Origin of the sequence: Nocardia rosealba (assembly GCF_020216065.1) — a bacterium.
Classification (GTDB): domain Bacteria; phylum Actinomycetota; class Actinomycetes; order Mycobacteriales; family Mycobacteriaceae; genus Nocardia; species Nocardia rosealba.
In genome coordinates, this window is the sequence record NZ_JAIWNA010000001.1 from 908,875 (window position 1) to 923,968 (window position 15,094).

Here is a 15,094-nt window from a genome sequence, read left to right on the forward strand (position 1 = left end):
CACCGGCGATGACGGCGCTGCTGCGCGATGTCACCCTGCGTGACGGGTTGCAGCTCACCGGCAAGGTGCTACCGGTGGAGTACAAGATCGACGTGGTGCGCCGGTTGCAGGCCGCCGGCGTGCCCGCGCTCGAGATCGGTTCGATGGCCCGCCCCGATCTGGTCGCTCCGATGGCCAATTCGCTCGAGCTGATAGCCGCCCTCACCCCGGACGAGCTGGCGAAATGCTGGGTATGGGTGGCCACACCACGGCATGTGGAGAAGGCCGCCGAGGCGGGGGCGCGCAACTTCCAGTACTGCTTCTCGGTGTCGGACGCCCACAACAAGGCCAATATCGGGCGCGACACCGAGACCTCGGTGGCCGCCATGCCCGACGCGATCCGGCTGGCGCAGGAGGCGAACGGCTCGATCCAGCTGTGCCTGGCCACCAGCTTCACCTGCCCGTTCGACGGACCCGTCGATCCCGAACGGGTGCTGGCCATCGCCCGCGACCCACGCACCGAAGGCGCCACCGACATCGTCCTCGCCGACACCCTCGGCCAGGCCGCACCTGGCGAAGTGAGCGCACTGGTCGCAGCCGTCCGCGACACCACTCCGCCGCGCCGCATCGTCTTCCACGGGCACGACACCTGGGGCATGGGCGTGGCCAACACCCTCGCCGCGATCGAGGCGGGCGCGGGGATGGTCGACGGCGCCCTCGGCGGTCTCGGCGGGTGCCCGTTCGCACCGGGGGCCAGTGGCAACACCGCGACCGAGGACATCCTGTTCGCCACCCGCCCGTCCTGGTTCGATCCCGAGAAGCTGGCGCGGTTGGTCGGGCTGACCGAGGAATTGCTCGGCGAACTGGGCGAACCCAACCGCTCGCGCACCGCCGAGGGAGCACGATCGAAGGCCGACGCCTTCGAGTGGGTCATCCGGTAGGTATCGGGGGGATCCCGGATGGCGCCGGTGACGGCGGGCCGCCAGACTGGACACCATGACTTCACACCCCATGGGGACCGAGGCCGTCGAGCCGGCGGCCGCTACCGAGATCGCTGCCGCAGCACAGGACCTGGTGAAGCTGTACGGCTCGGGAGATACCCAGGTCAAGGCCCTCGACGGGGTGTCGGCCGACTTCGCGCGCGGCGAGTTCACGGCCATCATGGGACCCTCCGGTTCGGGCAAATCGACGCTGATGCACTGCCTGGCCGGGCTCGACAGCGCCAGCGGCGGTGAGGTCCGCATCGGTGACACCGCGCTCACCGGTCTGTCCGACAAGCAGATGACCGCGCTGCGCCGCGACCGCATCGGATTCGTCTTCCAGGCGTTCAACCTGGTGCCCACGCTCACCGCGCTGGAGAACATCACCCTCCCGCTCGACATCGCGGGCCGCAAGGCCGACCAGGACTGGCTCGACACCGTGGTGAAGCGGCTGGGCCTGGCCGACCGGCTCACCCATCGGCCGAGCGAACTGTCCGGCGGTCAGCAGCAGCGCGTGGCGTGTGCCCGCGCCCTGGTCGGCAAACCGGAGATCATCTTCGGTGACGAACCGACCGGCAACCTCGACTCGCACTCCTCCGGCGAGGTGCTCTCGATCCTGCGCGCCTCGGTCGACGAGTTCGGCCAGACCGTCGTGATCGTCACCCACGACCCGCGCGCGGCCGCCTATGCCGACCGGGTGGTGTTCCTTGCCGACGGCCGCATCGTCGACGAGCTGCGCGATCCGACGCAGGCCTCGATCCTCGACCGGATGAAGGCGCTGGAGACCAAATGAGCAACCCGATGCGCAGGGTCGCCTTGCGTAATCTCGCCGCGCACAAGGTGCGCTTGGCCTTGACGGTGCTGTCGGTGGTGCTCGGCACCGCGTTCATCTCCGGGTCGTTCGTGTTCACCGACACCCTGCAGCGCACCTTCGACGGGATCTTCGCAGGCCAGGCCCAAGGCGTCGACGTGCGCGTCGGCCCGAAGGACCAGCAGTCGCTCGGCGTGCCGAACAATATCGTCGCCGCGCTGGCCAAGGCCGACGGTGTCGACCGCGTCGCTCCGGCGGTGAACGGCCCGGTCGTGCTGCTGCAACCCGACGGCAAGAAGGCCGTCCAGACCGGTGGCGCACCGAGTTTCGGCCTGTCGTACCTGCCGCCGGACAAGGCCGTCGAGGAACCGGAGAAGTTCGTCGCCGGTGCGCCGCCGGCGCAGACCGGCGAGATCGCGCTCAACACCGGCGGTGCCGAGAAGGCCGGGCTGAAGGTCGGTGACAAGACCAAGGTGCTCGTCCCGTCCAAGGGCGACCCCTTCGAGGTGACGCTCACCGGCATCTACGAGATGCCGGGCGCCGAGGGCGGCGGGGTGGTCGCGGTGATGTTCACCGAACCGCAGGGCCGCAAGCTGTTCACCGACGGCAACTACGTGGCCTACGCCGATATCCGTGCCGCACCGGGTGTTTCGGCCGACGACCTGCGCGATCGGCTCGCCGTCGGCCTGCCGAACCTGAAGGTGCAGAACTCCGACGAGGTCCGCGAGGACATGAAGAAGGAGATCTCCGAGGCGCTCACCTTCATCAACTACTTCCTGCTCGCGTTCGGTGCGATCGCGCTGATCGTCGGCACGTTCATCATCTACAACACCTTCTCGATGATCGTCGCGCAGCGGTTGCGTGAACTCGCATTGCTGCGCGCGATCGGGGCGAGCCGTCAGCAGGTGGGCCGGTCCGTGGTCGCCGAGGCCGTGGTGATCGGGCTGATCGGCAGTGCGATCGGCTTGGCGGCGGGTATCGCGCTGGCGTTCGGGTTGTCGGCGTTGCTCAATGCCTTCGATCTCGGTTTGCCGACCGGTTCGCTGACGGTGTTGCCGCGCACCGCGATCGTCGCGCTGCTCGTCGGGTTGCTGGTTACGGTGGCCAGTGCCTATGCGCCCGCTCGCCGCGCCGCGAAGGTACCGCCGGTGGAGGCGATGCGGTCCGAATTCGCCAGCGCTGGTGAGTCGTTGCGGGTGCGGACCGTCGTCGGTGCGGTGCTCGCCGTGGCAGGCGGTGTACTGGTGTATCTCGGCGCGCAGGGCACAGGCAAGAGCGCGGCGATCACCGTCGGAGTGGGTGCGCTCGGCCTGATCCTGGCCGTCCTGCTCGCCGCGCCCGCGCTGTCGCGGCCCGTGGTGGTGGTGCTCGGTGTGCTCACCCGGCCGTTCGGGCCGATGGGCCGGATGGCGCGCAACAACGCGGTGCGCAATCCGCGCCGCACCGCCGCCACCGCCTTCGCGCTGACGCTGGGTCTGATGCTGGTCTCGGCCATCGGCATCCTCGGTGCGTCGGCGAAAACCAGTGTGGACGTGCTCATCGACAAGGGCGTGAAGGCCGAATACGTGCTGGCGGGTCCGCCGATGATCGGTGCGGCGATCGGCGCGGTCGACGCGGTGCGCCAACAGGTTCCGCAGGTCAGTGATGTCACCGGCATCCGCGCGGTCGGGTTCCGGCTCGGCGACGAACGGGTCGGGGCGACCACGCTCGACGGGCCGATCGACCCGGTGATGGACATCGAGATGCGCGAAGGCTCGAGCACCATCGCCGAGAAGGGCCTGCTGGTCGGCGAAACCGAAGCGGCCGACCGTGGTTGGGAGCTCGGTGAGAAGGTGACCATCACCAGCCTCGACAATGCCCAGCTCGAGTTGACCGTCGGCGGCATCTACGTCGACTCGCCACTGCTCGGTTCGATGGTCGTCGACCCGCGCCTCTACGAGCAGCTGATGCCGCAGAAGTTGCGCACCAACGTGATCGTGCTGGTGAAGGCGGTGCCGGGCGCCGACCTCACCGCCATGCGGGCCAACCTCGAGAAGGCCACCGAGCCGTTCGCCGTGGTGCAGGTGCAGGACCACGAACAGTTCAAGGGCGCACAGGGGCAGCAGATCAATACGCTGCTCGCCATCCTCTACGGACTACTCGCCTTGGCGGTGGTGATCGCCGTGCTCGGCATCATCAACACCCTCGCGCTGTCGGTGGTGGAACGTCGCCGGGAGATCGGCATGCTCCGCGCCGTCGGCACCCAGCGTTCGCAGATACGCCGCACGATCTACCTGGAATCCATGTTGATCGCGATCTTCGGCGCCATCGTCGGACTGCTTCTCGGTGTTGCCCTCGGCGTCGGATTCCTGCGCACCTTGCGCGATATGGGCATCGATCAGATCGATATTCCGTGGTCGCAGCTGGTGGCGATGCTGATCGCCTCGGGTGTGGTCGGTGTGCTTGCGGCGGTGTGGCCGGGTGTGCGGGCCGCGCGGACGCCACCGTTGGCGGCAATCGCGGATCTGTAGGAGCAGCAAGCATTTTCGGGCCTTCGGAGACACTTTCCGGAGGCCCGAATGCTGTGGCTGTGCGCGCTCGGCTGCGGGGCACCGGCTCAGTGGCAGGCAGGTCGGCGACGCATGCTGGCCTGCACTCCGAGCGGCTGCTGGGGCCCGACCACCGCGTCCAGGCCGAGCCGACGCCGGTGCCGTGTCGTCCGCGATCGCTGGCGGTCAGGCCGGGTAGGTGGTGGACCAGTCGCGGGTGGGCTGGCCGTGCTCGTCTCGTGGTGGGGTGAGGCCGAATTCGGTGCAGTAGTCGGTGGCCAGGCGTTCGAGGACCGGGCGGGCGTCTACGGTGCGGGACCAGCGGTGCGGGAGGGCGCCTCGGCCGTAGCGGGCGCCGAGCAGGCTGCCCGCGATCGAGCCGGTGGCGTCGCTGTCGCCGGAGTGGTTCACCGACAGCAGCAGCCCGGTGCGGACGATCACGTGGCCGGGTCCGCCGACCGTCTCCGCCGCCAGCATCGCGTACACAGCGATCGCGAGAGCCTCGGGGCCGATCCAGCCCTCGCCCAGGGTCTCGAGGTCTTCGGGGCGTGGCACGCGCGCGGGCCGTGCGGTGCGGGCGGCCAGGGTGATCGCCGCTTCGAGGGCAGCCGTGGTCTCCTCGTGGTGCGGGTAAGTCGCGAGTTCGGCCAGTGCCCGCTCGAGCGCGGTCTTGGTGCCGATTCCCCGGCTCAACTGGTAGACCAGCGCGGCCAGCACGCCCGCGGGCAGCCAGCCACTGGGGTGTCCGTGGGTGAGGGCGGCTGTGTCGCAGCCCAATTCGAAGATGGCGGTGAGTGCGGCACCGGAACGGTCGGCGGCGTAACCGAATCCGCACGGAGCCGACCGCATCAGCGCGCCGCTGCCCTTGGAATTGTTGATCGGCCGGTCGCGGGTGCCCAGCGGGTTCGTCGGCTCCCGTCGCTCGGCCGCCGCGCGCAGCGAGGTGTACACCGAGTTCGCGACGCCGCGCTGTTCGACCAGCTCGCGATGACCGGCCAGGGAGCTGTGCAGGGCGGTCGGTTGCTCGGGCAACTCACCCACCTGCCCGCGCAACCACACGAGCATCCCCTGCTGCAGCAGACCGAGCGTCGCACCCCCGATGCCCTTGGCCCGCGCCCGCACCGAACCCCGGATGAGGGCCTCCACGGTGAACGCGGTCAGCTGCGTCTCCTCGGAGATCCGGAGCTGGTCGGCTTCGTCGGTCACCCCGAGATACCCGTACTCGTCGCGAATCCTGCGCAGGGACATGGTTTCGACCGGTGCGCCGAGCGCGTCACCGACCGCACCGCCGATCAGGCAACCGTGGACGGCGTTCAGCCATTCCGCCGGGCCCTGCGCCTGAGCTGTACCGGTGCGCTTCGCGTTGCCGCTGTCCGAGTGCGGTTTTTGCTGGGCAGGGGACGCGTGCGGTCGCGATGGCGAACCATCGGCGGAGCCGGTGTGGATCACCGGGATACCTGCCGACGCGGTCGGGTTTGCGGTGGGTGCGGCCGTTCCGGTGGCGAGGTGAGCGGCGGTGCTGTGGTGAACGGGCCGGCTGACGGCGGTGGGGTCGCTGCGGCGATGTGTCTGCGGGTGGTCGCCGGTGTGTGGCCGCACTGCCGGTTGCTGACCGGTGTGCGGTGGCCGGCGGAGCGCCTCGGTGAGCGCGGTCGCGAAGGCGGTGCAGGTGGGGAAGCGGTGAGCCGGGTTCTTCGCGAGGGCTTTGGCCAGGACCGCGTCGACGGCGGCGGGGAGGCTGGTACGCCGCGAACTCGCCGACGGTGGTGGGGCGTTGAGGTGGCCGAGCATGACGGTGGCGGGGTTGGGCGCGTCGTAGGGACCGGCGCCGGTGAGCAGCCGGAAAACGGTGCAGGCCAAGGAGTATTGGTCGCCGCGTCCGTCGAGTGGCTCGCTGCTGAGCTGCTCCGGGGAGGCGTAGGCGATGGTGGCGGTGAACTGGCCGGTGCGGGTCAGGCCGCCGGTGTCGTCGAGGAGCTTGGCGATGCCGAAATCGGTGAGCACCACCCGTTCGTCGAAACCCGCGCCGACGCCCGCCGTGCGGGAGAGCAGGATATTGGCCGGCTTCACATCCCGGTGCAGCACACCCCGGCGGTGCGCGTAGTCCAGCGCGCCCGCCGTCTGGGTGACGATCTGGGCGATGCGGTCGGCCCCGAACTCCGCCGCCGGAACCGCCGCCGCGTCCGTTCCGTCGACGAACTGCATGGCGATCCAGCACCGTTCGTCCTCGACGCCACGGTCGTAGACGGTGATGATGTTCGGGTGATCGAGCTGGGCGATCACATCGGCTTCACGCTCGAACCTGGCCCGGATCTCGGTGTCGGCGAACAACTCCCGGTGCATGAGCTTGAGCGCGGTGAGGCGTGGCAACCTGCGGTCCTTCGCCGCGTACACCGCGCCCATCCCGCCGCGCCCCAGCTCTCGTTCGATGACGAAACCGGCGAAAACCGCCCCGCGCCGCACCATCGCTCACCCCGTTCACCGAATCCGATCGTTGGCAGCCTAATCGGTCGCGTGCTTTCGCCGAGTCGTTGTCACACCGCCGGTGCGTGGGTGTGCGCCCACCGGGTGATGTCGCCGCGGTCGAGCGCGGTGGCGAGCAGGTCGGGGAATTTGTCCGGGGTACAGGCGAAAGCCGGGATGCCGAGCGCCGCCAACGCCGCCGCGTTGTCGTGATCGTAGGCCGGTGCGCCTTCGTCGGAGAGCGCGAGCAGCACCACCACCTGCACGCCCGATTCCTTCATCGCATTGCACCGGCGCAACATCTCCTCGCGCACCCCGCCCTCGTAGAGGTCGGAGATGAGCACGAAGAGGCTGTCGGTGGGCCGGGTGATGAGCGACTGGGAGTAGGCGATGGCGCGATTGATGTCGGTGCCACCGCCGAGCTGGGTGCCGAACAGCACGTCGACCGGGTCGCTGAGCTGTTCGGTGAGATCCACGACCTCGGTGTCGAACACCACCAGTGAGGTCTTCAGCGACCGCATCGAGGCCAGCACCGCACCGAACACCGAGGCGTAGACCACGCTGGCCGCCATCGACCCCGATTGGTCGATCGCGAGCACCACGTCGCGCTGGATCGCCTGCGACTTGCGGCCGTACCCGACGAGTCGCTCGGGCACGATGGTGCGGTGTTCTGGCAGGTAGTTGGCCAGGTTCTTGCGGATGGTCCGGTCGAAGTCGATATCGCGCAGTTTCGGGCGGTGGGTGCGCGCGGCCCGGTTGACCGCGCCCGACACGGCGGCCACCGTCTTGGCCGCGATGCGCCGCTCGATCTCGCGCACGACCTTCTCCACCACCATGCGGGCGGTTGCCTTGGTGGTCTCGGGCATCACCCGGTTGAGACCGAGCAACGTACCGACCAGGTGCACGTCGGGTTCCACCGATTCCAGCAGTTCCGGTTCCAGCAGCAGCTGGGTGAGGTTGAGCCGCTGCACCGCGTCACGTTGCATCACCTCGACCACGGTGGCGGGAAAGTAGGTGCGGATGTCACCGAGCCAGCGCGCCACCCGGGGAGCCGAACCACCCAGTCCGCCGGACCTTTTCGCCGACGTGCCGGCCTCCCCGGTGTTGTACAGGGCGCTCAGTGCCTGATCCATGGCCTGATCCGCCCCCGACCCCAGTCCGCCGAGTTGTTCCTCGGCGGCCGCGCCGAGTACGAGACGCCAACGGCGCGCATGAGTTTCGTCGTTACCGGTCATGGTTGACGCTCCTGATGATCGAGCCGGGTTCGCCGGGCGGGGTGAGGACTCGCGCCCCGAGACGCGATGTCCGCAGATCGTGAAGTGGTGGCCGAGCCGACGTGCGTACCCCGTTCGTCGTACGGGCGGCTGTTGCCGGGAAGGCGAAGACTGCGCTCATCCCGCGGCGCCCAGAATGGTCGCGGCGGCGCGGAGGGCCAGCTGTCCGCGTGCTGGGTCGACAGCCGTGGCGTTCGCGGCGGTGGCCGGTGCGGGGCCGGTGTCGCGCAGAGCTTGGCCGATGGCGCGGCGTTCGCCCGATTCGAAGGAACCGAAAGTGCGGCGCAGCAGAGGCAGAGTGGCGACGAACTGGTCTTCGGGGAGTTCGCGCAGCCAGTCGTCGATGCGGCGCAACAGATCTCGGTCGTGGACGAGTAGGAGACCTCGGCCGCCGAGGAACCCGTCGATCCAAGCGGCCTTGGCCGCGGGTGTGTTGCCCACCGACAACGCCGCCGAGAGCCGGCGCGCCGAATCGGCGTCGTCGATGCGTTCGGCGTCGCACAGCAGTCGTACGGCGCGTCCGCCGATGGCGCCGTGCACGTCGTCGCGGTCGGCGATGCGGTGCAGGGTGGCCAGCCACCCGGTGGTCGAGCGGGTGTCGTCGCGGGTGCTGACGGCGTTGTGGGCGGCGTCGATCTGGCGGCGCAGCGCCTCGGCGGCGTCGGTGTCCAAGCCGGTCACCGCACCGGGGAGACCGGCGCAGATGCGGACGAGCAGGCCGTCGGCCACGTGCTCGAGCGCCTTGGTGTCGGTGCCGCGCACGTCGCCGTAGCGCAGGGTGCGGGTCAGGCCGGGCAGGGCGCCGAGCAGGTGGGTGACGTCGTGGTCGAGGGCGGCAGCCGCCTCCAGGCGGGCGATCAGACCGTCGGTGGCGCCGCCGAGGTCGGCGAGCAACGCCGTCTCGAGCGCGTCGGCGAGTTCGGTGACCGACACACCGTCGCGGCTCGCGGTGTCGAGGATCTTGGCTTCCGCTGCCGTGCGCAGGGTGGTGCCCCACACGGCGGCTTCCACGATGCGCACCTCGAACTCCGGTTCCCAACGCAGCGACCAGGTTTCGCGGAAAGTGCCGGTGCTGCGCACCTCACCGACGGTCGGGGTGCCCCACTCGACGCCGAGCAGTCGCAGCCGGTGCAGCAGGTGCGAGCGTTCGACGTCGCGTTCCTTACGCAGATCGAGGTCGACCGTGCGGATGAGGGCTTCCTGCTTGAGCCGAAGGGTTTTGATGCGCGCCCGCAGATCGGCGGCCAGCGGGACGGTCGGCGTGTTCTCCGGTACCGCACCGAGCGTTTCGCCGACGACGAGTTCGTCGACGACCAGCCGCAGCATGGTCTCGTCCCCGCCGCACATCACCGACCGCACGGCCTCGGTGACCTCCGACAACCCCGCCAGCGGCCTGCCGCGCAGCGCGGCGAGCGTGTCGGCCAGGCGAACCGACTCGATGATGTGCGCGCTCGACACCGGCAGATCGTGTGCGCGCAGCACCCCGGCGACCTTCGTCAACCATCGCGCCACCGGCCGCTGGGTCTCGGTGAACAAGTGGTGATACCAGCCGGGTGAAGTGACTCCCGCGCCGTATCCCGATCCCGACGCCAGCCTGGAATGTGTCCACGGCACCCAGGTCAACGCCGCTTTCGTCTTCGGAAGTCCCTTCAGCAGCCGCATATCCGGCGCGGCCGGACCCAGCGGCCCCACCAGCGCAGGCGCATGCCAGGCCCCGCACACCACGGCCACCCGCCGAGCCCCACCCTTGAGCACCTGCCGCATCGTCTGGCGCATGTACGCCTCGCGCCGCAAGGTGTGCTCGTCGACCACCAGCGGCCCGACCCCCGCCGCTTCGGGCAGCAGATGCTCGAGCCCAGCATCCTCCACCGATTCCCGGTCGGACGAGGTCAGCGGATCGGTCGATGTCACCGGGTCGCCCGCTTCGGTGCGGGTCGCGGGCTCGTCCGAACTGTTCGGAAGTGTGGGTTCGGCTGTGCCTGTCGGCGCATGCGGGTCTGCCGAGCGGGCCGGTGCCGTGGGTGTGGCCGAGTTCGTGCTGGTCGGGGCGTCTTCGCGCAGGGCCGCCATGGCTTCGGTGATGGCGTCGAAAGCAGCGGTGTCGGGGACGGATTCGACGACGGCATCCCACCAGCGTTCGGCGTCGTCGAAGCCCGCGGCCGAGGCCAGGGCGGCCAAAGGGTCGGTGCGGTCGACGCGGGTGTCGTCTTCGATGGCGAGGACATTGGTGGCGGGCAGGTCGCAGAAGCGGACCGGGACACCGTTGTCGACGCCGTAGCGCATGGCCTGCCACTCCGGGGAGAACACCGCGAAGGGCCAGAAGGCGGCGCGGGCCGGGGAATCCGGGACATAGGCCAGCAGGGCGACCGGCGGGCTCATCGTGTCGGCGGCGACGAAACCGACGAGCGGATCGGCATCGGCAGGCCCCTCGATGAGGATCGTGTCCGGCCGGAACTCCTCGAGCGCCTGCGCCAACGACCGTGCCGACCCCGGCCCGTGATGACGGATACCGAACACCCGCGTCACGGGTTCACCGGCCGCCGGCTCGTCCCGCGCCTGATCCAGCCGGGTACCGCCTGTTTGTTCGCTCATCGAAAACCCCATGTGTGCTGTGTGATCCGTCCTCCCCGTCGCGCGGGTCTCAGCCGGCGATGTCGCGGCATGCGCGGTAGAAATCGGCCCAGTCGGGGCGTTCACGGACGACGGCCTCGAGGTATTCGGTCCAGATCACCGCATCGGCGACCGGGTCCTTGATGACCGAACCGAGTACGGCGCCCGCGATGTCGGAGGCGCGAAGCACACCGTCACCGAAGTGGGCCGAGAGGGCGAGACCGTTGGTGATCACCGAGATCGCCTCGGCGGTGGACAGCGTGCCCGACGGCGACTTCAGCTTGGTTCGCCCGTCGGCGGTGATGCCCGATCGCAGCTCACGGAACACCCGGACCACGCGCCGCACCTCCTCGGCGGCGGCCGGGACCGTCGGCAACTCCAATGCGGCACCGAGCTGTTCGACCCGGCGGCTGACGATCGCCACCTCGGAATCCTCGTCGGCGGGCAGCGGAAGCACGACGGTGTTGAAGCGGCGGCGCAGCGCCGAGGACAGATCGTTGACACCGCGGTCGCGGTCGTTGGCGGTGGCGATCACATTGAAACCCTTGGCCGCCTGCACTTCCGCACCGAGCTCGGGGACGGGAAGCGTCTTCTCGGACAGGATGGTGATGAGCGCGTCCTGCACATCCGAGGGGATGCGGGTGAGTTCCTCGATCCGGGCGATCGCACCGGTGCGCATGGCCGTCATCACCGGCGACGCCACCAGCGCCGCATCGCTCGGGCCCTCGGCGAGCAGCCGTGCGTAGTTCCAGCCGTACCGGATGGCTTCCTCCGCCGTCCCCGAGGTGCCCTGCACCAACAGGGTCGACTCACCACTGATGGCCGCCGAAAGATGCTCCGACACCCAGGTTTTCGCGGTGCCGGGCACGCCGAGCAACAGCAGCGCGCGATCGGTGGCCAGCGTCGCCACGGCCACCTCCATCAGCCGGCGGGGGCCGACGTACTTGGGTGTGATGACCGTGCCGTCGGCCAGCGTGCCGCCGAGCACATAGGTGACCACCGCCCACGGCGACAACTTCCACGACGGCGGACGCGGCCGGTCGTCGACGCGCGCCAGCGCGGTGAGCTCGTCGGCGAAGGCCTGCTCGGCGTGCGGGCGCAGCAGGGTGGTTGCGGATTCGGTCGTCGTCATGACAGCTCCTCGAGCATGGTGGCGCGTTCGGTGAGATCGGTGGCGAGGGTGCGGAAGGCCTGATGCCAGGCGGGGTCGTCGGTCGCCTCGGCCAGCGCGGTGACGCGGGCGGCGAGGCCGACGGGTAGGTGGACGCCTGCCGCGGTGAGCAGGGCGCGATCGGTGTAGACACCCGCACCGGAATGTGGGTGACGTGCCGTGGTGCGGGCGCGTTCGCCGAGCAGTCGCAGTACGTGGGTGGCGACCCGGTCCGGCCAGGGGTGGTCGAGTCCGGGCAGGATCGCGTGCAGTTCGGTGAGCTGATGCGCGTCCAGGTCGAGCACGTGCTCGACACGGTCGGCGGGATCGAGCAGCGTGAACAGTTCGCGGCGGCGCAGCACCGCCTGTTCGGTCGGGGTCGCCCGGGCGAAGAGCTCACGTGCCCAGGTGGTGTCGCGGGCGGCGAGGGTGGCGTCGACCCAACCGTCGACGATCGCCTTGGCATAGCGCACAGGCAGTGCGAGTGCGAGTGCGGCCGCGGCAGTGTTCTCGGGGGTGGTGCCCAGAATTCGCGTCCACGCCGAGAGCGGTGCCGCGGCGATCACCTGGTGCAGGGTCTGCACCGATGCGTCGGAGGTCTCCCAGCGCAGCTTCGGCTGTTCGGTGCCGTCGGTGATGCCGTCGCGGCGGGCTTGCGCGCCCGCGTCGGCGGGGACCTCCACCTCGAGCCCGCCGTCGGAGCCGACCCGGACCCACGCCGTGAGCAGGGCGGTCATCCTGGCGCCGTACGCGGAATCGGGGAGCCGGGCGAGCAGACCGGCGGCCGTGCGCCGTACGTCGCCGCGCCGGTCGTCGAGCGCTCGTTCCAGGAGTGCTTCGTCGGCGGCGTTCGCACCGATGCCGAGCAGGCCGAGGAGTTCGGCTTTGATCGACCCCGATTCCTTGGGCCACGCGCTGGTCAGCACCTCGAGGCCGCGCGCCGGGTCGGTCCGGCGCAGGTCGGCGAACCAGTCCTTGCGTTCACCCGGAGTGCCGAACAGCCACACATCGTGCGTGGCATCGACCTCGACGGATTCGCCGTCGACCACCGGCGAATCCGCAGCGGTTGGATCATCGGTCCCGGCCGACGATTCGTGGCGGGACGCAGTGCTCTCCCCGGTTGCGGCCCGGTCGACGGGAAACTCGTCGACCAACTTCGACCAGGCCGGATTACGTGCCGCCAGCCACCGTCCGCGCCGCCCGGCCAACCGCAGCAGCGGGCCACGCAGCGCGGGATCCGAGGCCGCCGACAAGGCCTGCACACACAGCACATCGGGCAAACGGAAGTCGAAGGGTTCGGCGGCAGCGAACCATTCGGGAAGAAACGCCGACTTCTCCCGGAGCAGACGGCCGAGCCGATCGGCCGACCGGCGCGGCAGCAACGGACGTGGATCATCCAGTGCGGGTTCCGGTTTCGGCGCCGTGCCGGGTACACGCCCGCCTCGCAGGTACAGATCCTGCAACGCGGCGGTCTCGAGGAGCTTGGTCGCGGTGTCCCCACCGCGCTGCGGCACCGCGCCCGCGACCGCCGGATCGAGGTGCACACCGTCGAGCCCACGGCGCGCGGTACCGAGCAGGGCGATCGAAACAAGTTCGGCCAGTCCGGGACTCGCGGCCGAACCGGTGGGAAATTCGGTTTCGAGGTCGTGCACCTCACCCGCGCTGAACACCGACACCGGGTCGAAACCCTCGGCCGACCACTGGCCGGCCACCGTCACCGGATGACCACCCGACACCGCGACCAACCGCCACGGCCGGACCCCGGTGGGCAGGGGCAGCGCGGTGCCCTCGGCATCGACCAGATGCCAGCCGTGCTCGTCGATCGCGGGGACCACATCGGTGAGCAGTGCGGGAACGGAACGCACCAGCGGGTCCTCGCTCAGCGCGGTGGCGTAGGCATCGAGCGCATCGCCGATCGTGGTACCGGCGGCCGGGACGGTGGTGAACGGTTCGGGTGCGCTGTGGCGTGCACCCCAGTGCACTCGCAGCGGGACAGGGCCGGGGTAGTAGTGCACTTCCGCGTCGACCTCGTTGCCCGGTGCGGGCACCTCACCGGTGAAATTCGGTATGCCGAAGGAGTGTTCGACCAAAAGCGCCCACCGGCCGCTGCCACGGCCACGCAACCAGGTGCGTCGCGCGTAGAGCCGTTCCTCCTCGCTCACCCGCATGCAGAGCACCTGCCACCGATCGCGCACCGCCGGTTCGGCGAGCACGGTCTCGGCCTGCACCGGGTAGCCGATGTGGGAGCGGATGCCTGCCTGCAACGGTTCCGGCAACGCGTCGAGGGTGCGGTGGGCGAGGACTAGCAGATGCAGCCGGGCGTATTCGCGCAGCAGCAGCTCGGGCCAGTGTTCGGTGGTGGCCACCGCCGTGGGCAGCCTGCGCAGTGCCTCCGCGATCCGGGGTGCCTGGGCATCGACCATGCGCGCCGCCACGGCCTCGTAGGCGGCATAGGAGCGGTCGGTCTGGGCGAGGCCGGTGCGAACCTGGTCGGTGAGCCACACCTGCAGCTCCGCCAGCCCCGCCGACACCCGGCCGCGCCGCTGCTCGACCGCCGCGGCCGACGGCGCCGACTTGGCCTTCGGCGCGGCGGTGGCCTTGGCGGCCCGGCCCGCGAGCCACTCGGCCGCGAAATCGGCGGGAGCGTCCCGCGTCGGCACCGCGCCGCTCGACCATGCCAGCAGCAACGACAGGGCGTGCTTGCAGGGAAACTTCCGGCTCGGGCACGAACACTTGTACGCGGGCCCGGAGAGATCGACGATCGTCTGGTAGGGCTTGGCCCCGCTGCCCTGGCACAGCCCCCACACCGCGTTCCCGTCGGCTCCGGTGTCGCGCCAGCGACTCGCCAGCTTGCGCGCGGCAGCCACCGAGCTCGCGTCGGGTGCGAGCGCACGGACCTGGTCCTCGGTCCACAGCACGGATGTGTCGGTCATCGGTTCCCCCGTTCTCTGTCGCCGAAATATCTACCCGAGCCCACCGACAACTTCGCCCGTTCACGGTGAAGGACCTGGAAAACCCTGGTGCCGTGGAAAATTCGCGCCTCAACTCTTGCTGTGTGGGGCGAACTCTGGCATTCTGACCTGTTCGGCTCGACCGGACCGCCCGGGCCGCTCAACGCAGCGTAGCGCGGGTGAGAGCACCTCATCGAGCTGCCCGCCGGGGTGGGCGAGGGGTGGACATCGAGGGCCGGTCGCGGCGCCACGATGGCCATTCCACTCCCGCGGGCAGATTCGCTGGGGCGCAGCGCATCCCCTGGGCGAACGCCCGGCGATCGGGTAGCGTTTCGGGCACAGTTGCGC

At 69.9% G+C, this 15,094-nt stretch carries 8 protein-coding genes; 3 read left to right on the forward strand and 5 right to left on the reverse strand.

Features of this window, described 5'->3' with window-relative positions; translation table 11 throughout:
• Positions 1 to 8 precede the first annotated feature (8 nt).
• Genes LDL21_RS04125 through LDL21_RS04135 form a run of 3 tightly spaced genes read left to right on the forward strand, consistent with a single transcriptional unit; the run spans position 9 to position 4,280 of the window.
• On the forward strand, positions 9 to 920 hold the full coding sequence (locus tag LDL21_RS04125) for a hydroxymethylglutaryl-CoA lyase-like TIM-barrel protein (protein WP_225278851.1): 912 nt from the start codon (positions 9 to 11) through the stop codon (positions 918 to 920).
• 55 nt (positions 921 to 975) lie between these two features.
• Entirely contained in the window at positions 976 to 1,752 is a 777-nt protein-coding gene (locus LDL21_RS04130) for an ABC transporter ATP-binding protein (RefSeq protein ID WP_225278852.1), read from the forward strand.
• Positions 1,749 to 4,280: an ABC transporter permease gene (locus LDL21_RS04135; RefSeq protein ID WP_225278853.1), complete on the forward strand. Its 2,532-nt coding sequence runs from the start codon at positions 1,749 to 1,751 to the stop codon at positions 4,278 to 4,280. Before LDL21_RS04130 ends, LDL21_RS04135 begins: the two co-directional genes overlap by 4 nt.
• Before the next feature lie 204 nt (positions 4,281 to 4,484).
• Here LDL21_RS04135 and LDL21_RS04140 read toward each other — a convergent pair whose 3' ends face one another.
• From LDL21_RS04140 to LDL21_RS04160, 5 genes are all read right to left on the reverse strand, one after another.
• Entirely contained in the window at positions 4,485 to 6,764 is a 2,280-nt protein-coding gene (locus LDL21_RS04140; RefSeq protein ID WP_225278854.1) for an ADP-ribosylglycohydrolase family protein, read from the reverse strand.
• 68 nt (positions 6,765 to 6,832) lie between these two features.
• Entirely contained in the window at positions 6,833 to 7,996 is a 1,164-nt protein-coding gene (locus LDL21_RS04145) for a VWA domain-containing protein (protein ID WP_225278855.1), read from the reverse strand.
• A 156-nt stretch (positions 7,997 to 8,152) separates the two neighbouring features.
• Positions 8,153 to 10,627 carry a DUF5682 family protein gene (locus LDL21_RS04150; RefSeq protein WP_225278856.1) on the reverse strand — a complete coding sequence of 825 codons (2,475 nt, stop codon included), beginning with the start codon at positions 10,625 to 10,627 and terminating at the stop codon, positions 8,153 to 8,155.
• A 49-nt stretch (positions 10,628 to 10,676) separates the two neighbouring features.
• A complete protein-coding gene (locus LDL21_RS04155) occupies positions 10,677 to 11,777 on the reverse strand; it encodes an ATP-binding protein (RefSeq protein WP_067637501.1) in 1,101 nt (366 codons plus the stop codon).
• Entirely contained in the window at positions 11,774 to 14,728 is a 2,955-nt protein-coding gene (locus LDL21_RS04160; RefSeq protein ID WP_225278857.1) for an SWIM zinc finger family protein, read from the reverse strand. The genes LDL21_RS04155 and LDL21_RS04160 overlap by 4 nt, the downstream gene beginning before the upstream one ends.
• Between the last annotated feature and the right edge of the window lie 366 nt (positions 14,729 to 15,094).